Annotated in this window: 19 protein-coding genes; 10 read left to right on the top strand and 9 right to left on the bottom strand. The window is 63.0% G+C overall.

The window, feature by feature from the left end; genetic code table 11:
* Nucleotides 1-56: 56 nt before the first annotated feature.
* Nucleotides 57-386, bottom strand: a complete 330-nt coding sequence (gene trxA / locus IAE33_RS13145) for a thioredoxin TrxA (RefSeq protein ID WP_060480878.1) — start codon at nucleotides 384-386, stop codon at nucleotides 57-59.
* A 254-nt stretch (nucleotides 387-640) separates the two neighbouring features.
* Here trxA and ppx point away from each other — a divergent pair, with 254 nt between their 5' ends.
* Nucleotides 641-2,143 carry an exopolyphosphatase gene (gene ppx / locus IAE33_RS13140; protein ID WP_201163806.1) on the top strand — a complete coding sequence of 501 codons (1,503 nt, stop codon included), beginning with the start codon at nucleotides 641-643 and terminating at the stop codon, nucleotides 2,141-2,143.
* Here ppx and ppk1 read toward each other — a convergent pair.
* Entirely contained in the window at nucleotides 2,130-4,373 is a 2,244-nt protein-coding gene (ppk1, locus tag IAE33_RS13135; RefSeq protein ID WP_201163805.1) for a polyphosphate kinase 1, read from the bottom strand. The genes ppx and ppk1 overlap by 14 nt on opposite strands.
* 213 nt (nucleotides 4,374-4,586) lie before the next feature.
* On the opposite strand from ppk1, the gene IAE33_RS13130 reads away from it, so the two are divergent.
* Together IAE33_RS13130 and elbB are read left to right on the top strand one after the other, a co-directional pair.
* Nucleotides 4,587-5,171: a DedA family protein gene (locus tag IAE33_RS13130; RefSeq protein ID WP_201163804.1), complete on the top strand. Its 585-nt coding sequence runs from the start codon at nucleotides 4,587-4,589 to the stop codon at nucleotides 5,169-5,171.
* 102 nt (nucleotides 5,172-5,273) lie between these two features.
* Nucleotides 5,274-5,933, top strand: a complete 660-nt coding sequence (elbB, locus tag IAE33_RS13125; protein ID WP_028632941.1) for an isoprenoid biosynthesis glyoxalase ElbB — start codon at nucleotides 5,274-5,276, stop codon at nucleotides 5,931-5,933.
* 36 nt (nucleotides 5,934-5,969) lie between these two features.
* On the opposite strand, the gene IAE33_RS13120 is transcribed toward elbB, so the two are convergent.
* Nucleotides 5,970-6,422: a YaiI/YqxD family protein gene (locus IAE33_RS13120; protein ID WP_201163803.1), complete on the bottom strand. Its 453-nt coding sequence runs from the start codon at nucleotides 6,420-6,422 to the stop codon at nucleotides 5,970-5,972.
* 167 nt (nucleotides 6,423-6,589) lie between these two features.
* Between IAE33_RS13120 and IAE33_RS13115 the strand changes: the two genes are divergently transcribed.
* Nucleotides 6,590-9,043: a class I adenylate cyclase gene (locus IAE33_RS13115; protein WP_201163802.1), complete on the top strand. Its 2,454-nt coding sequence runs from the start codon at nucleotides 6,590-6,592 to the stop codon at nucleotides 9,041-9,043.
* 27 nt (nucleotides 9,044-9,070) lie between these two features.
* Here the strand turns inward: IAE33_RS13115 and rnk are convergent, their stop codons facing one another.
* The 3 genes from rnk to cyaY form a co-directional block, all read right to left on the bottom strand.
* On the bottom strand, nucleotides 9,071-9,481 hold the full coding sequence (rnk, locus tag IAE33_RS13110; RefSeq protein ID WP_028632939.1) for a nucleoside diphosphate kinase regulator: 411 nt from the start codon (nucleotides 9,479-9,481) through the stop codon (nucleotides 9,071-9,073).
* A gap of 146 nt (nucleotides 9,482-9,627) precedes the next feature.
* Complete coding sequence (locus tag IAE33_RS13105; RefSeq protein WP_028632938.1) at nucleotides 9,628-9,852, bottom strand: DUF1289 domain-containing protein; 225 nt, start codon at nucleotides 9,850-9,852, stop codon at nucleotides 9,628-9,630.
* 1 nt (nucleotide 9,853) lies between these two features.
* On the bottom strand, nucleotides 9,854-10,186 hold the full coding sequence (gene cyaY, locus IAE33_RS13100) for an iron donor protein CyaY (RefSeq protein WP_028632937.1): 333 nt from the start codon (nucleotides 10,184-10,186) through the stop codon (nucleotides 9,854-9,856).
* Between the two features lie 301 nt (nucleotides 10,187-10,487).
* On the opposite strand from cyaY, the gene lptM reads away from it, so the two are divergent.
* From lptM to IAE33_RS13070, 6 genes are read left to right on the top strand one after another with little or no spacing between them, the layout of a single operon-like run.
* Entirely contained in the window at nucleotides 10,488-10,703 is a 216-nt protein-coding gene (gene lptM, locus IAE33_RS13095) for an LPS translocon maturation chaperone LptM (RefSeq protein WP_201163801.1), read from the top strand.
* A gap of 9 nt (nucleotides 10,704-10,712) precedes the next feature.
* Entirely contained in the window at nucleotides 10,713-11,960 is a 1,248-nt protein-coding gene (gene lysA / locus IAE33_RS13090; protein ID WP_201163800.1) for a diaminopimelate decarboxylase, read from the top strand.
* Nucleotides 11,961-11,964: 4 nt separating this feature from the next.
* The gene (dapF, locus tag IAE33_RS13085; protein ID WP_028632935.1) at nucleotides 11,965-12,795 is read left to right on the top strand and encodes a diaminopimelate epimerase; all 831 of its coding nucleotides are present in this window, start codon (nucleotides 11,965-11,967) and stop codon (nucleotides 12,793-12,795) included.
* A gap of 13 nt (nucleotides 12,796-12,808) precedes the next feature.
* A complete protein-coding gene (locus tag IAE33_RS13080) occupies nucleotides 12,809-13,519 on the top strand; it encodes a DUF484 family protein (RefSeq protein ID WP_028632934.1) in 711 nt (236 codons plus the stop codon).
* Nucleotides 13,519-14,418 carry a tyrosine recombinase XerC gene (gene xerC, locus IAE33_RS13075; RefSeq protein ID WP_201163799.1) on the top strand — a complete coding sequence of 300 codons (900 nt, stop codon included), beginning with the start codon at nucleotides 13,519-13,521 and terminating at the stop codon, nucleotides 14,416-14,418. Before IAE33_RS13080 ends, xerC begins: the two co-directional genes overlap by 1 nt.
* Nucleotides 14,415-15,110, top strand: a complete 696-nt coding sequence (locus IAE33_RS13070) for an HAD family hydrolase (protein ID WP_201163798.1) — start codon at nucleotides 14,415-14,417, stop codon at nucleotides 15,108-15,110. The genes xerC and IAE33_RS13070 overlap by 4 nt, the downstream gene beginning before the upstream one ends.
* A 79-nt stretch (nucleotides 15,111-15,189) precedes the next feature.
* Here the strand turns inward: IAE33_RS13070 and sutA are convergent, their stop codons facing one another.
* The 3 genes from sutA to glnK form a co-directional block, all read right to left on the bottom strand.
* Nucleotides 15,190-15,519, bottom strand: a complete 330-nt coding sequence (sutA, locus tag IAE33_RS13065; protein WP_201163797.1) for a transcriptional regulator SutA — start codon at nucleotides 15,517-15,519, stop codon at nucleotides 15,190-15,192.
* Nucleotides 15,520-15,951: 432 nt separating this feature from the next.
* Nucleotides 15,952-17,283 carry an ammonium transporter gene (locus tag IAE33_RS13060; RefSeq protein WP_028632930.1) on the bottom strand — a complete coding sequence of 444 codons (1,332 nt, stop codon included), beginning with the start codon at nucleotides 17,281-17,283 and terminating at the stop codon, nucleotides 15,952-15,954.
* 47 nt (nucleotides 17,284-17,330) lie between these two features.
* Complete coding sequence (glnK, locus tag IAE33_RS13055; protein WP_002555808.1) at nucleotides 17,331-17,669, bottom strand: P-II family nitrogen regulator; 339 nt, start codon at nucleotides 17,667-17,669, stop codon at nucleotides 17,331-17,333.
* Nucleotides 17,670-17,711 lie beyond the last annotated feature (42 nt).

The raw sequence follows: 17,711 nt of genomic DNA, 5'->3' as shown, positions 1-17,711 counted from the left end.
TTTTCTGCGTCTAGTGCAGTAGAAAAGAAAAGCCCCGCATTTGCGGGGCCTTTGTATCACAGGTGGGCGTCGAGGAACGCTTGCAGCTGGGATTTGGACAGCGCGCCTACCTTGGTGGCTTCGACGTTGCCGCCCTTGAACAGCATCAGCGTCGGGATACCACGTACGCCGTGCTTGGCAGGGGTTTCCTGGTTCTCGTCGATGTTCAGCTTGGCGACGGTCAGCTTGCCCTCGTAGGTACCCGCGATGTCGTCCAGCACTGGAGCGATCATCTTGCAGGGGCCGCACCACTCAGCCCAGTAATCCACCAGCACCGGGCCTTGGGCCTTCAGGACATCAGCCTCGAAGGTGGCGTCGGTCACATGTTTGATCAGATCGCTGCTCATGGATATCTCCAGGTTCGTATGCAAAAAAACGTTGCCCATCATAGCTGCACCCGCCGCCTACAGGAAGCCGCAGACGATTGAGTGTAACTATAGTTGTGGAAGACGCCGCGAATCGAAACTGTCACATGGCCTTCATAGAATCGAATGGCACATTGCTTTGCATCAAGCACAGTACGAAGGCGAGGTGCCACGCGTTGGCGACAGCCTGCTATCGTGGCACGATTGCCAGGTTAACGACCGAGAACGACCAGATCATGCCGCAAACCACCGCGAAGAACCTGTCCCTGATCGCAGCCATCGACCTTGGCTCCAACAGTTTCCACATGGTAGTGGCCAAGGCCCACCATACCGAAATCCGCATCCTCGAGCGGCTGGGCGAAAAGGTGCAGCTGGCCGCCGGCATCGACGAAGAGCGCACGCTCAGCGAAGAAGCCATGGAGCGAGGCCTGGAGTGCCTCAAGCGCTTTGCCCAGTTGATCAACGGCATGCCGGCAGGCGCCGTACGCATCGTGGGCACCAACGCCCTGCGCGAAGCACGCAACCGCAACACCTTCATCCAGCGTGCCGAAGCCATTCTGGGCCACCCCGTCGAGGTCATTTCCGGCCGCGAAGAGGCGCGCCTGATCTACCTGGGCGTATCGCACACCCTCGCTGACACCCCAGGCAAGCGCCTGGTGGCCGATATCGGCGGCGGCAGCACCGAGTTCATCATCGGCCAGCGCTTCGAGCCGCTGCTGCGCGAGAGCCTGCAGATGGGCTGCGTCAGCTTCACCCAGCGCTACTTCCGCGACGGCAAGATCACCCCGGCCCGCTACGCCCAGGCCTACACCGCCGCGCGCCTGGAACTGATGAGCATCGAAAATGCCCTGCATCGCCTGACCTGGGACGAGGCCATCGGCTCGTCCGGCACCATCCGCGCCATCGGCGCAGCCATCAAGGCCGGCGGCCTGGGCAATGGCGAGGTCAACGCCGAAGGCCTGGCGTGGGTCAAGCGCAAGCTGTTCAAGCTGGGCGAGGTCGACAAGATCGACTTCGACGGCGTCAAGCCAGACCGGCGTACCATCTTCCCCGCAGGGCTGGCCATTCTCGAGGCGATCTTCGATGCCCTCGAACTGCAGCGCATGGACCACTGTGACGGCGCGCTTCGTGAAGGTGTGCTGTTCGACCTGCTGGGCCGCCACCACCACGAAGACGTGCGCGAACGCACCCTGAACTCGCTAATGGAGCGCTATCACGTGGACCAGGGCCAGGCGGCGCGGGTAGAGCGCAAAGCCCTGCACGCCTTCGACCAGGTGGCCGCCGCGTGGGACCTGCAGGGCGGTAACTGGCGCGACCTGTTGGGCTGGGCTGCCAAGGTGCACGAGATCGGCCTGGATATCGCCCACTACCACTACCACAAGCATGGCGCCTACCTGATCGAGCACTCCGACCTTGCCGGGTTTTCCCGCGAGGACCAGCAGATGATGGCCTTGCTGGTGCGCGGCCACCGCCGCAACATCCCCAAGGACCGCTACGCCGAACTGGGCGATGAAGGCGTGAAGCTGCTGCGCCTGTGCGTGCTGCTGCGCTTTGCCATTCTGTTCCACCACATCCGTGGCAACCAGCAGATGCCAAAAGTGGAACTCAAGGCAGACGATGACCGGCTTGAAGTGGTTTTCCCGCAGGGCTGGCTGGAGCAGAACCAGCTGACCCAGGCCGACTTCGCCAACGAGGCGGAGTGGCTGGCCCGGGTCGGGTTCATCCTCAGCGTACGTTAAGTACCGGGTTGCTCAGGCGCTCCAGCAGGGTCGCCTGGGCACTGCGCGGGTTCTGGTTGCCGGTTGGCGAGCTACGCACATAGCGGCCGTCCGGCTGCAGGGTCCAGGCATGGGTGTTGTCGGTGAGGTAGGCTTCCAGTTCCTTCTTCACCCGCAACAGCAGCTTCTTGCCTTCCACCGGGAAGCAGGTCTCGACACGCTTGTCGAGGTTGCGCTCCATCCAGTCGGCACTGGACAGGTAAATCTGCTCTTCGCCGCCATTGAGGAAGTAGAACACCCGGGTGTGCTCCAGGAAGCGGCCGATGATCGAGCGCACCTGGATATTGTGCGAAACCCCCGCAATGCCTGGGCGCAGGCAGCACATGCCGCGCACCACCAGGTCGATCCTCACGCCCGACTGGCTGGCCTTGTAAAGCGCCTTGATGACCTTGGCGTCGGTCAGCGAGTTGAACTTGGCGATGATGTGCGCCGGTTTGCCGTCGAGGGCAAACTGGGTTTCCCGCGCGATCATGTCCAGCATGCCCTTCTTCAGGGTGAACGGCGCATGCAGCAGTTTTTTCATGCGCAGGGTCTTGCCCATGCCGATCAGCTGGCTGAACAGCTTGCCGACGTCTTCGGTGAGGGCATCATCGGAGGTGAGCAGGCTGTAGTCGGTGTACAGGCGGGCGTTGCCGGCGTGGTAGTTACCCGTGCCCAGGTGGGCGTAGCGCACGATCTCGCCCTGCTCGCGGCGCAGAATCAGCATCATCTTGGCGTGGGTCTTGAAGCCAACCACCCCATAGATCACTACCGCCCCGGCCGCTTGCAGGCGGCTGGCCATTTGCAGGTTGGACTCTTCGTCGAAGCGCGCCCGCAGCTCGATCACCGCGGTAACCTCCTTGCCGTTACGCGCTGCATCCACCAAGGCATCGACGATTTCCGAGTTGGCCCCGGAGCGGTACAGGGTCTGGCGCACAGCGAGTACATGCGGGTCCTTGGCGGCCTGGCGCAGCAGGTCGACCACCGGCGTGAAGGACTCGAACGGGTGCATCAGCAGGATGTCCTGCTTGCCAATCACGCTGAAGATGTTGTCGGCATTCTGCAGCAGCTTGGGGATGGCCGGGGTGAACGGCAGGTACTGCAGCTCGGGGTGGCTATCCAGCCCGGTGATGCTGAACAGGCGCGTAAGGTTCACCGGCCCGTTTACCTGGTACAGCTCGCTCTCGCTCAGGCTGAACTGCTTGAGCAGGTAGTCCGACAAGTGTTTCGGGCAGGTGTCGGCTACCTCCAGGCGCACGGCATCGCCATAGCGGCGCGAGAACAGCTCACCGCGCAACGCGCGGGCCAGGTCATCGACCTCTTCGGAGTCCAGTGCCAGGTCTGCGTTGCGGGTCAGGCGGAACTGGTAGCAGCCCTTGACCTTCATGCCCTGGAACAGGTCGTCTGCGTGGGCATGGATCATCGACGACAGGAACACATAGTTGGCCCCCGCGCCGCCCACCTCTTCTGGCACCCGGATGACCCGGGGCAGCAGGCGCGGAGCCGGGATGATCGCCAGGCCCGAGTCGCGGCCAAAGGCGTCGACGCCTTCGAGCTCGACGATGAAGTTGAGGCTCTTGTTCACCAGCAACGGGAACGGGTGCGTGGGGTCGAGGCCGATCGGGGTGATGATCGGGGCGATCTCGTCGCGGAAGTAGCGGCGCACCCAGGTCTTGAGTTTGGGTGTCCAGTAACGGCGGCGAATGAACCGAATCTGGTGCTTTTCCAGCTCGGGCAGCAGCACATCGTTGAGGATGGCGTACTGGCGGTCCACTTCGATGTGGACCAGCTCGCTGATGCGCGTCAGCGCCTGGTGCGGCTGCAAACCGTCGGCACCGGCCTGCTCACGGGCAAAATTGATTTGTTTCTTGAGGCCGGCTACGCGGATTTCGAAGAACTCGTCCAGGTTGCTGGAGAAGATCAGCAGGAACTTGAGGCGTTCGAGCAGCGGGTAGCTCTCGTCCAGCGCCTGTTCCAGTACGCGAATGTTGAACTGCAACTGCGACAGCTCGCGATGAATGTACAGGCTGGTGTCGTCCAGGCCTGGTACGGCGATGGCAGGCGCAGGGGCCGGCGGCGGCGCGACCGGCTCAGCGGCCTGCTCCACCAGAGGCTCTGGCACGGGGGGCAGGTCTGGCGGGGTTTGCACCAGTTCTTCCGGAAGCTCCTGGGCCTCTTTGATCACGACAGGGGTGAGCACTTCGTTGTTCATCTGGCGGTCCTGAGGACGTTAACGCCCTATCATCAATTGAGCGGCAAGATAAGCGCCCATTATGACGCCTGTGTTACATAACAGGGCAAGGCATGGCGCGTAGCATCAGGCATTGTCCGTGTAGGCATTGTTCACGTCGAGACACATTTGGACACTTTCCCGAATGCCCACGAAGGGGTAGGCTGCGCGTTCATTTCGCCAGCACCTCAGAAAATGCTCCAACAATTCCTGCAGGATTTCGGCTACTTTGCCCTTTTTCTAGGCACCTTCTTCGAAGGCGAGACCATTCTGGTGCTTGCGGGTTTTCTTGCGTTCCGCGGTTACATGGATATCAAACTCGTGTGCCTGGTGGCCTTTCTGGGCAGCTATGCCGGGGATCAGCTGTGGTACTTCATGGGCCGGCGGCACGGGCGCAAGATCCTGGCACGCAAGCCACGCTGGCAGGCCATGGGCGACCGGGCCCTGGACCACATCCGCCGCCACCCGGATATCTGGGTGCTGAGCTTCCGCTTCGTCTACGGCCTGCGCACGGTCATGCCGGTTGCCATTGGCCTGTCTGGCTACCCGCCACGGCGCTACCTGCTGCTCAACGGCATTGGTGCAGCCATCTGGGCATTGGCTCTGGGTGCTGCGGCCTACCACTTCGGCGCTATTCTCGAAGGCCTGCTGGGCAACATCAAACGTTACGAGCTGTGGGTGCTTGGCGCCTTGCTGGTGCTGGGTGTGGGGCTGTGGCTGCGCAGGCGTTTCCGCACGCTGCGGGCAGAACGCCGGGCCGCGCGCGAGTCGCAGGACTGAACACCCGCGCGCCCGCGCAATCCAACCAAACAGGACGTCCCCGCGCTGGGCAGCGCTGCCAGGCTGGCGGGTATCGAGCGCATCGACCCTGGAGAAATGAGCATGACAAAAAAAGTAGCGGTGATTCTTTCCGGTTGCGGCGTGTATGACGGCGCAGAAATCCACGAAAGCGTGATCACCCTCCTGCGCCTCGACCAGCGTGGTGCGCAGGTACAGTGCTTTGCCCCGGACATCGCCCAACTGCACGTCATCAACCACCTGACGGGCGAAGAGATGCCCGAATCGCGGAACGTGCTGGTGGAGTCGGCGCGCATTGCCCGCGGTGAGGTGAAGGATATCCGCGAGGCCAAGGCCGAGGACTTCGACGCGCTCATCGTGCCGGGCGGTTTCGGGGCGGCCAAGAACTTGTCCACCTTCGCGGCTGACGGGGCGGACTGCAGCGTCAACGCAGACGTCCTGGCCCTGGCCGAGGCGTTCGCTGCGGCCTGCAAGCCGGTTGGCCTGATCTGCATTTCGCCGGCGCTGGCGGCCAAGATCTACGGGCCTGGCGTGGTGTGCACCATCGGTACCGATGCCGATACCGCCGCCGCCGTGGTGAAGATGGGCGGTACCCATGAAGAGTGCGACGTACACGACATCGTCGAAGACGTGCAGCGCAAGCTGGTGACCACCCCGGCCTACATGTCGGCCAAGACCATCAGCGACGCAGCCGGGGGCATCTACAAGCTGGTGGACCGGGTGCTGGAACTGACCCACGAGTAAGCCCAGGCTCGCAGGGCCTGGCGCAGCGCCGTCGGCTCAGGCCTTGTACAGGCGGGCGATGATGCGGTCCAGCGCGTTGGCAAATGCCTGTTTGTCGCGCTCGGCGTAGGGCGGCTGCCCTCCCCCCGCCTGTCCCTGCTCGCGCAGTTCGGTGAACAGGTTACGTGCGGCCAACCGGTCGCCCATGTTGCGCTCGTCGAACTCGCGCCCACGCGGGTCCAGCGCCGCCACGCCCTTCTTCACCAGGCGGTCGGCCAAGGGCACGTCGCTGCAGATGACCAACTCGCCCGGCGTGGCGTGTTCAACCAGGTAATCGTCGGCCGCATCAGGGCCACTGGGCACCACGATCAGCTTCACCAGCGAAAACGCCGGTTTGGCCACAGCCTGGCCCGCCACCATCACCACCTCGAACTTGCGTTTGAGGGCAAATTTCACGATCAGATCCTTGGCTGCCTTGGGGCAGGCGTCTGCATCGATCCACACTCTCATCAGAAACCTCACACTCAACTTGACCCGCCCATCATGCAGCAAGCCTGTGCAAAGCAGTAATTGCCGAGCAACCGACGGGCAAATGACGCCAATATTCCGATAATGCTGCTGAGGCATCACGGGTGAGGCTAAACTCGCTGCAGCCCAACCGGCCTGCCGAGCGCCCCATGAACCACCCCCACGAAATCCGCCTTGACCTGGACCAAGGGATTGATCGCAAGCTCTTGTCGACGTTGCGTGGGCGTTTCATGCACATCAATCAGGGCCGGTTACTGCGCGCAACAGAGGGCCTGTCCACGCGCCAGCAGCAGGTGCTTACGCTGCTACCGCTGCTGCTGCACGTCAATCATCCCCTGCTGCCGGGGTACATCTCTGGCAATACGCCCGCCGGCGTGTGCGGCTTCGAACCGAGTGCCGCGCAGGTGGCCGAGGCCCAGCGCCTGGCCCGTTCATTCAGCACCAAGCCCCGTGAAAACTCTTCGCCACGCCCGATACAGGGGCTGTTCCTGATCGGCAGCCTGGGCTCGCTGGCCCAGGCCGAGCAAAGTGACATGGACTTCTGGGTATGCCACGCCGCGGATCTGCAGCTCGAGGCGCTGCAGGCCCTGCGCTGCAAGTGCCAATTGCTGGAGGCCTGGGCTGCCAGCCTGGGTGCCGAGGCGCACTGCTTTCTGATCGATACGCAAGCGTTCGCACAGGGCCAACGCGCCGGCCAACTGGGCTCGGACGATTGCGGTACTACCCAGCACTACCTGCTGCTGGACGAGTTCTACCGCACTGCCATCTGGCTGGCTGGGCGCATCCCTGTGTGGTGGCTGGTACCGGTGGACCAGGAAGGCAATTACGCTCGCTATACCCAGACGCTGCTGGGCAAACGCTTCATCCCCGACCAGGAAACCCTCGACCTTGGCCATCTGGCGCAATTGCCTGCCCAAGAGTTCGTCGGCGCCGGCCTGTGGCAATTGTTCAAGGGCATAGACTCGCCCCACAAGTCGCTGCTCAAGCTGCTGTTGATTGAGGTCTACGCCAGTGAACACGCCACCCAGCCCTGCCTGAGCCTGGAATACAAAGCGGCTGTGTTCGCCAACCAGACCGACCTGGACGCGCTGGACCCGTACGTGATGATGTACCGACGCATCGAACGCTACCTGCTGCAACGCGGGCAACCTGCTCGCCTGGAATTGGTACGGCGCAGCCTGTATTTGAAGGTAAACAGAAAACTCAGCGACAAATCCCGGGCAAGTGGCTGGCAGCGCAGGCTGATGCAGCGCCTGACCGACGAATGGGGTTGGGGCCAGCGGCAGCTGGCCTTGCTTGACAGCCGCCCGCTATGGAAGGTGCAGCAGGCTACCCTGGAGCGGCGCGAACTGGTGGCCGAACTGAGCGGCAGCTACCGCTTTCTCAGCCACTTCGCCCGTGTGCGCAATGCGGCAAGCCGTGCCGACCAGCGCGACCTCAACGTGCTTGGCCGGCGACTTCGCGCAGCCTTCGAGCGCCGTGCCGGCAAGGTAGAAGTGATCAACCCGGGCAGCGTGCAGGACCTTGCCGAGAGCCTCCTGACACTGGCCCACGAACCCGATGGCAAGGCGCCCGGCACCCACCGCTGGGCACTTTACCGCGACAACCTCAGCACCTATGACATGGAACTCGCCAGCCCTCTCAGGCACGACCGGCACCTATTGCCCCTGCTGGCCTGGGCGCATTGCAACGGCGTGATCGACAGCAGCACCCGGCTGGCCATCCAGCCGGGGGCCAGCGACCTGGCAGAGCCGGAGCTGTCCGCGCTACTGGGCTGCCTGCGGGCACTCATCAGCCTGCCAATGCCAGCCGCCAGCGAGGTACACCTGCTGCAACCCAGTGTGGCCGACCAGATTCTGCTGCTGGTAAACGTCGGGTTGGACCCCTTGCCCCATCACCGCGACCTGGACATCACCCTGACGACCGAGCGCACCGATTCGCTCAGCTATGGCGGCGTACGCGAAAACCTCGTGCTGACGGTGGACCAGGTAACCGTCAACACCTGGGGCGAAGTGCTAGTGGCGCGATACGAAGGTGAGCACGCGCTGGCGCGCTGCTTGCGCGACCATCTCGCCAGGCCCGCGCGCGCGCTTCACCGGCCGGGTGTACAGGTGCACTGCTTTTGCCAGAACCGCGCCCAGGCCATTCGCCAGCGCATCCAGGAGGTGTTCGATACGGTTCAAGGCCTGCATCAGCAGGGGCTGCCCTGTCGCTACCTGTTGCAGGTAGCGCACTACACCCATGTGCTGGAGCTGCTGCCGGGTGACGCCAGCCTCACTAGCCTGGCCGGGCATGACGAACTGCTGGCTTGCCTGGGGCAGCCACGCAACCGTTACAGCCCCCTGCACCTGGACCCCAACGCCCTGCAAGGCACGGACCTTGCGCTGGCGCTGCAGCAAGGTCGCCCTGGCTGCATTCAGGTGTTCCACAGGCTGCTGGGCGGCGTGGTAGAGGTGCATGTGCTGGATGAGTGCAATGCCCTGTGGCACCACCGCCTGCCAGTGCAAGACGACGCCGAACTGCCGCGCGAGCTGCAGCGCGTTTTGCATCCACTGTTGCACGACCGTAACGCTGTGCCCGACATTCACTACGTGCCTCTGTAGCCATGAGGGCGTGAAGCCCCAGCCCGCTCAGAGGTCGAAATCACCTGCTGCTTCGGGTTGGTACTCGACCTCCAGCAGCTTCAGCTTGAGGGTTTTGCCCCCGGGCGCGGGCCAGTCGATCTGTTCGCCAACAGAAAGCCCCAGCAAGGCGCAACCAATGGGTGCCAGAATCGAGACCTTGCCATCTGGGCCGGCATCCTTGGGGTACACCAGCGTCAGATGATAGTCCTTGCCGCTGGCTTCTTCACGGCAGTGCACCCGCGAATTCATGGTCACCACGCCGGCAGGTACGTCCTCGTGACCGACCACCTGTTCGGCGCGGTCCAGCTCGCCCATCAGGGCAAGCACGCCCGGCGTACTTTCGTCGAGGCTGTCGATAAGACGCTCCAGACGTTGTACGTCCAAACGGGTGAGGATGAGGGAAGGCTTGGTGCTCATGATCCAGTCAGACTCCTTTGAACAGGCAATTTTCGATGCACAGATAAAGCAAAACCCCGCCCAAGGGCGGGGTTTGTACAGGCTTTGGCGTCACCGACGCAGAACCCGACACTACCACAGCCGGGCAAATACTCAAGCCCTTGCGGTCACTGTGCCTTTGCCTGATCGCGCAGGCTCTGCGCCTCGCGGCAGATCTGTCGGCGGCGGTGGTCGTCGGCCGAACGCCACTCGCGGATATGCTCCACGTGGCGGTGGCAGCCGGTGCAGACGCGCTGTTCATCCAGCCGGCACACGCTGATGCACGGCGACGGCACGGCGGGGCTGACGTTGCTGTAAAGCGGCTTGGGCGGCCGGGCTTGGGGGGTGCTCATGTCAGATCTCTTCGAAATCCAGCTTCTCGCCCGCCCGCTCCCAGACGATGCGCTCGAGCATTTCGCCCAGCAGCTCCTCGCTCTTTTCACACACCCACTTGCCACTCTCTTCGTCGTAGTCGAAGTGGAAACCGCCGGAGCGGTCGGCCAGCCACAGCTGGCGCAGGGGCTCCTGCCGGCTGAAGATCAGCTGGCTGCCGTTTTCGAACGTGATGGTCAGCACGCCTGCGGAGTTTTCCATGTCCAGGTCCATGCCGCTCTCGTCGAACAGGTCTTCCAGCGCCTGTTGGGTCGCATCGACCAGGTCGTGGAAACGCGCTTCAGTCAAACTCATTGCAGGAACCTCGAAATTGGCTGCATGACAGGCAAGCCGGGCAAGATACGGGCGCCAAGCGCCCGCCGCAAGCGGCAGATTGCAAGCGGCAAGCCGCAAGCCACAAGCTGCAAGCGGCAAGCGGCAAGCGGCAAGAAAAGGCTCAGCGTACACCGGCCAGCTTTTTCTTGCCGCTTGTAGCTTGCAGCTTGCAGCTTGTAGCTCGTGGCCTGCTGCTTGGGGCTGCCAGGCCCTTGCATAGGCAAGGCGCCGGTCGCTCGGTATACTCCGGCGCAATACTGCATTTTTAAGGATTTCACCCATGAAGCGCCTGATTTCCTCCCTCGCGGCGCTGGTCGCTGTTGCCTGCCTCGTTTCCGCATGCGGCCAGAAAGGCCCACTGTACCTGCCAGATGATGGCAAGGACGGCAAGGATGTGCACAAGTCGCACCAGCACCAGAGCAAAGCCAAGCCCGCCCAGACCGAAGAGCAGCAGCCTGACGTGCAGTCGGAGCCTGAGCAATCGCCAGAGCAGTAAGGGAATCAGATGAACGCTTTCAACTACCGCGACGGTGAGCTGTTCGCGGAAGGTGTGTCGCTGTCGGCCATCGCCGAACGCCATGGCACGCCGACCTACGTGTACTCGCGGGCGCACATCGAAGCCCAGTACCGCAGCTACACCGATGCCCTGCAAGGCAGTGAGCACCTGGTGTGCTTCGCGGTCAAAGCCAACTCCAACCTGGGTGTGCTGAACGTGCTGGCACGCCTGGGCGCTGGCTTCGACATCGTTTCCGGTGGCGAACTGGAGCGTGTACTGGCTGCGGGCGGGCGGGCTGATCGCGTGGTGTTTTCCGGTGTCGGCAAAACCCGCGAAGACATGCGGCGGGCCCTGGAAGTGGGCGTGCATTGCTTCAATGTGGAGTCCACCGACGAGCTGGAGCGCCTGCAAGTGGTGGCGGCCGAGATGGGCAAGGTGGCGCCGGTTTCATTGCGGGTAAACCCCGACGTGGACGCGGGCACCCACCCGTATATCTCCACCGGCCTCAAGGAAAACAAGTTCGGTATCGCCATCGCCGATGCCGAAGCCATCTACGTGCGCGCTGCACAGTTGCCGAACCTGGACGTGGTGGGTGTCGACTGCCACATCGGCTCCCAGCTGACCACCGTGGAACCGTTCCTCGACGCGCTGGACCGCCTGCTGGTGCTGGTTGACCGCCTGGCCGAGTGCGGCATCCACTTGCGCCACCTGGACCTTGGCGGTGGCGTGGGCGTGCGCTACCGTGATGAGCAGCCGCCACAGGTGGCCGACTACATCAAGGCCATTCGCGAACGCGTGGGCCAGCGGGACCTGGCGTTGGTGTTCGAGCCGGGCCGCTACATCGTGGCCAATGCCGGCGTGCTGCTGACCCGGGTGGAGTACCTCAAGCACACCGAGCACAAGGACTTCGCCATCATCGATGCGGCCATGAACGACCTGATCCGCCCGGCCCTGTATCAGGCGTGGATGGGTATCGATGCGGTCAAACCGCGCCACGGTGAAGGCCGCCCCTATGACCTGGTGGGCCCCATCTGTGAAACCGGCGACTTCCTGGGCAAGGACCGCATGCTGAACCTGGCCGAGGGTGACCTGCTGGCGGTGCAGTCTGCGGGCGCCTATGGTTTTGTCATGAGCTCCAACTACAACACCCGTGGCCGTTGCGCGGAAATCCTGGTCGACGGCGACCAGGCATTCGAAGTACGCCGCCGCGAAACCATCGCCGAATTGTATGCTGGCGAAAGCCTGCTGCCGGAGTAAGCCCATGCTGCTGCGCTTTACCAAGATGCATGGGCTGGGCAATGACTTCATGGTCCTGGACCTGGTCAGCCAGCACGCACACATTCAGCCCAAACACGCCAAGCAGTGGGGTGACCGGCACACCGGTATCGGCTTCGACCAGTTGCTCATCGTCGAAGCCCCGAACAACCCTGAAGTGGATTTCCGCTACCGCATCTTCAATGCCGACGGCTCCGAAGTGGAACAGTGCGGCAATGGTGCGCGCTGCTTCGCCCGCTTCGTGCTGGACAAGCGCCTGACCGCCAAGAAGCGCATCCGCGTGGAAACCAAGAGCGGCATTATCGTGCTGGACATCCAGCAAGATGGCCAGGTAAGCGTCGACATGGGCCCACCCCGGTTCATCCCTGCCGATATCCCGTTCATTGCCGATGAGCAGGCCCTGAGCTACCCGCTGGAAGTAGACGGCCAGGTGCATGCCGTTGCCGCCGTGTCCATGGGTAACCCCCATGCCGTGCTGCGTGTGGATGACGTGCAGGCCGCACCTGTGCATCAATTGGGGCCGAAGATCGAGCACCACCCACGCTTCCCGCAGCGGGTCAATGCCGGCTTCCTGCAGGTGCTCGACCGCCATCGCGCCAGGCTGCGCGTGTGGGAACGCGGTGCCGGGGAAACCCAGGCGTGCGGCACCGGCGCTTGCGCCGCTGCGGTAGCCGCCATCAGCCAGGGCTGGATGGACTCCCCGGTATCACTGGAGCTTCCGGGCGGCCGCTTGCACATCGAATGGGCAGGCCCAGGCAAGCCCGTGCTGATGACTGGCCCGGCTGTGCGGGTTTACGAAGGACAGGTTCGACTTTAAGCGAGTAACCGTCATGACCGATCAGCCCAAGGTTGTACCCAAGCAGTCCGCTGACCTCGATGCCGAAGCGGTGGTCGCCTACCTGCGGGACCACCCCACCTTCTTCGCCGAGCACGACGAACTGCTGGTGGAGCAGCACATCCCGCACCAGCGGGGCGATAGCGTTTCGCTGGTAGAACGGCAGCTCAAACTGCTGCGCGACCGTAATATCGAGATGCGCCACCGCCTGTCGCAGCTGATGGATGTGGCACGCGATAACGACCGCCTGTTCGACAAAACCCGCCGGCTGATTCTCGACCTGCTCGATGCCGGCAACCTGGAAGAAGTGGTGATGGTGGTCGAAGACAGCCTGCGCCAGGAATTTCAGGTGCCCTTCGTCAGCCTTATTCTGTTTGGCGACAACGTCGCACCGGTGGGCCGCTGGGTCAGCAATGCCGAGGCCCAGCAGGCCATCGGCGCCCTGCTAGGTGGCGGCAAAACGGTCTGCGGCAACCTGCGCGAACACGAACTGGCGTTTCTGTTTGGTGAGGAACAACGCCGCGAAGTAGGCTCCAGCGCCGTGGCCGCCCTTGAGTACCAGGGCCTGCATGGGGTGCTGGCCATCGGCAGCCGTGACCCGCAGCACTACAAGAGCAGCGTCGGCACTCTGTTCCTTGGCTATATCGCCGAGGTGCTGGGCCGGGTGGTGCCCCGCGTCAGCCAGACCCTGCGCCCGGTACGCTGATGAGCCCTGCGCTGGAGGCTTATTGCGCGCACCTGCGCAACGAGCGCCAGGTGTCCGAGCACACGTTGCTCGCCTACCGTCGCGACCTGGAAAAGGTCATTGCCTACTGCAACCAGCACGGCATCGCCGGCTGGCAAGCCTTGCAGATCCAGCAACTGCGCCAGCTGGTCGCCAGGCAGCATCACCAGGGCCAGTCTTCTCGCAGCCTGGCACGCCTGCTGTCGGCGGTCAGGGGCCTGTACCGCTACCTCAACCGTGAAGGCCTTTGCCAGCACGACCCGGCCAATGGCCTGAGTGCCCCCAAGGGCGAGCGCCGGCTGCCCAAGGTGCTGGACACCGACCGCGCCCTGCAATTACTGGATGGCGGGGTTGATGACGATTTCATCGCCCGGCGCGACCAGGCCATGCTCGAGCTGTTCTATTCCTCGGGCCTGCGGCTTTCCGAACTGACCCAGCTCGACCTCGACCATATCGACCTTGCCGGTGGCCTGGTACAGGTACTGGGCAAAGGGGGTAAGGCCCGGGTGCTACCCGTGGGGCGCAAGGCCCGCGAGGCATTGCAGGCCTGGTATCGCCTGCGCGGCATCGGCAACCCTCGGGACCGGGCCGTGTTCATTACCCGTCAGGGCAACCGCATCAGCGCCCGGGCGGTGCAACTGCGGGTAAAAGCAGCGGGTGAGCGCGAGCTGGGCCAGCACTTGCACCCGCACATGCTTCGCCATTCCTTCGCCAGCCATGTGCTCGAGTCCTCCCAAGACCTGCGGGCGGTGCAGGAGATGCTCGGCCATGCCGACATCGGCACCACGCAGATCTATACCCACCTGGACTTCCAGCACCTGGCCACGGTGTACGACAGCGCCCACCCCAGGGCCAAACGCAGCAAAGGCAACGACTCATGAGCATCAAGCTGATCACGTTCGACCTCGACGACACCCTGTGGGACACCGCACCGGTTATCGCCAGCGCAGAAGTGGTGTTGCGCGACTGGCTGGAAGCCAACGCCCCAACCCTGGGCAGCGTGCCGGTGGAGCATCTGTTCGCCATTCGCGAGCACCTGGTGCAGGCCGAACCTGGCCTGAAGCATCGCATCAGTGCCTTGCGCAGAAAGGTGCTTACGCACGCCCTGCAAGAGGTAGGCTACAGCGACCAGCAGGCCCTGGCACTGGCCAACGAGGGTTTCGAGGTGTTCCTGCATGCCCGGCACCAGGTCGAAATATTCCCGGAGGTGCAGCCGATGCTCGAAGCCTTGTGCCAGCACTACACCCTGGGTGTGGTGACCAATGGCAATGCCGACGTCAGCCGGCTTGGGCTGGCGGACTACTTCCGCTTTGCCCTGTGCGCCGAAGACCTCGGCATCGGCAAGCCCGACCCGGCGCCGTTTCTGGAGGCCCTGCGCCGGGGCGAGGCGGCGGCCAGTGCCACTGTGCACGTCGGCGACCACCCTGGCGACGATATTGCCGGTGCCCAGCGCGCGGGGTTGCGCGCCGTGTGGTTCAACCCGCAGGGCAAGCCCTGGGCAGGCGAGCGGGCGCCGGATGCGGAAATCCAGCAGCTGTCCCAGCTACCCGGCATCCTCTCCCGCTGGGCCTGATCGGCCCTAACCCCTCCCGCAAAAACGACCACCCACAAAAAAGCCCGCAGCGACGGCGGGCTTTTGAGTACGCAACCACTCAGATAGGGCGGCTACCGTACTTGTTGTCTGGCTTCTTGGGGGGGTCGGCGACCACGTTGGCCTCCACTTCCTGAACCTTGCCGCCGCGCGCCAGGAACTCTTCCATGGCCCTGGCCAGGGCATCGCGTTCCTTCTGCTTGGCTTCCAGGCTGGGCATCTCGTCTACCGAGACAGCAGCCTTCGATTTGCCTTTGGCGGCAGGTGCCGGGCTGCTGTCGTCGTCGCCTGCATCTTCGGCAACGTCGTCAGCGGCTGCTTCAAGGCCTTCATCGCCTTCTTCTTCGTCACCGACCTCGAGGTCATCATTTTCCAGATCGTCGTCGCTCATGTTCTACCTCATGACTTGCAAAAGCAGGTTAGTTAGAGACCAGTGCAGCCGTAGACCGGCAGCCACTGGTGAAAATTCAACTGGCCGTGGGATATGGGCCACTGCCCTTGGGCCCGCACCCCTGATGGGAAGGCGGTACCCGGCAGGCCCTGCTGATGGCAAGGCCTCGACATAACTTGCAACCCATGCTGGCTACCCGCCACTGGCAAGCCTAGCAAAGGCTGGTGAAGCGTGGGCGCTTCGCGTCCAACACCCTTCGGCGCGCATTCTAGCGCGCCCGCAGAAAAAGCAAAGCGCCATGAATGCGCCTTAATCTGTAAGTTTTATGCCTACGTGGCGAACGTGTGAGATAAACCGTTTGCCATGCAGGAAAAGCTAAAAAATTGGCAAAAAAATGCCCGGCAAGCCGGGCAAGTTTTTACAGAGCGGCAGTTACAGGTTGTAACCACGCTCGTTGTGCTGAGCCAGGTCGAGGCCGACCGACTCTTCTTCTTCGTTGACCCGCAGGCCCATCACCAGGTCCAGCACCTTGAGGATCACGTAAGTGACGATGGCGGTGTAGGCCACGGTGAAGATCACGCCCTTGGCCTGGATCCAGACCTGCATGCCGATGTCGGTCACAGCGCCGAAGCCACCCAATGCCGGGGCTGCAAACACACCGGTAAGCATGGCGCCAACAATGCCGCCGATACCGTGGACGCCAAAGGCGTCGAGCGAATCGTCATAGCCGAGCTTGCGCTTGAGGCTGGTTGCGCAGAAGTAGCAGATCACACCCGAGGCCAGGCCGATCACCAGGGCGCCCATTGGGCCCACGGTGCCTGCAGCCGGCGTGATGGCTACCAAGCCCGCCACCACGCCCGACGCGATGCCCAGGGCGCTTGGCTTGCCGTGGCCGACCCACTCGGCAAACATCCAGCCCAGCGCTGCAGCAGCGGTGGCAATCTGGGTAACCAGCATGGCCATGCCGGCAGTGCCATTGGCCGCGGCGGCAGAGCCTGCGTTGAAGCCGAACCAGCCGATCCACAGCATGGCTGCACCCATCAGCGTATAGCCAAGGTTGTGCGGCGCCATGGGTGTGGTGGGGTAGCCTTTGCGCTTGCCCAGCACCAGGCAGCAGACCAGGCCGGCGATACCCGCATTGATGTGCACGACCGTGCCGCCAGCGAAGTCCAGTACGCCCCAGTCCCACATCAGCGCGCCGTCACCGCTCCATACCATGTGGGCGATCGGGGCATACACCAGGGTGAACCAGATGGCCATGAAAACGAGCATGGCGGAGAACTTCATGCGCTCGGCGAATGCACCCACGATCAGCGCCGGGGTGATGATGGCGAAGGTCATCTGGAAGGTGATGAACACCGCTTCAGGGAACAGCGCGGTGGCCGAGGTCAGGTGGTCGGGTGTGACGCCATTGAGGAAAGCCTTGGAGAGGCCGCCCACAAAGGAATTGAAGTTGAGCACGCCTTTTTCCATACCGGTGGTATCGAACGCGATGCTGTAGCCGTAGACGACCCAGAGGATGCTCATCAGGCCGGTGATTGCAAAGCACTGCATCATCACCGACAGCAGGTTCTTGGAACGCACCATGCCGCCGTAGAACAGGGCCAGGCCGGGGATGGTCATGAACAGCACCAGCGCCGTGGCGGTCAGCATCCAGGCGGTGTCGCCGGAGTTGAGCACGGGCGCAGCTTCTTCTGCCAGGGCCAGCCCGGGCATTACGAAGGACAAAAGGGCTCCTAGCCCTGCGATCTTACGCAGAGTCATGTTGTTTTCTCCTGGGGCGTTGGGTTTGGTGAGGCTTTGTTGTTGCTTTAGATCGCGTCGGTATCGGTTTCGCCGGTACGAATACGGATCGCCTGCTCCAGATTCACCACGAAGATCTTGCCGTCACCGATCTTGCCGGTGTTGGCCGCCTTGGTGATGGCTTCGATTACCCGATCAAGGTCCTTGTCGTCGATGGCGACATCGATCTTCACCTTGGGCAGGAAATCGACCACATATTCGGCACCCCGATACAGCTCGGTATGACCCTTCTGCCGGCCGAAGCCTTTGACCTCGGTGACGGTGATGCCCTGCACGCCGATTTCCGACAGTGACTCGCGCACGTCGTCCAGCTTGAACGGCTTGATGATGGCTGTGACTAGCTTCATGAAACTCTCTCCCGATTTGGTGGACTTGCCCCAGGAAAACAA

It is taken from the genome of Pseudomonas sp. S60 (assembly GCF_016647865.1).
Lineage (GTDB): Bacteria > Pseudomonadota > Gammaproteobacteria > Pseudomonadales > Pseudomonadaceae > Aquipseudomonas > Aquipseudomonas parafulva.
The sequence above is the reverse complement of the archived record's forward strand: the minus strand, read 5'-3'. Positions and strand labels throughout refer to the sequence as shown.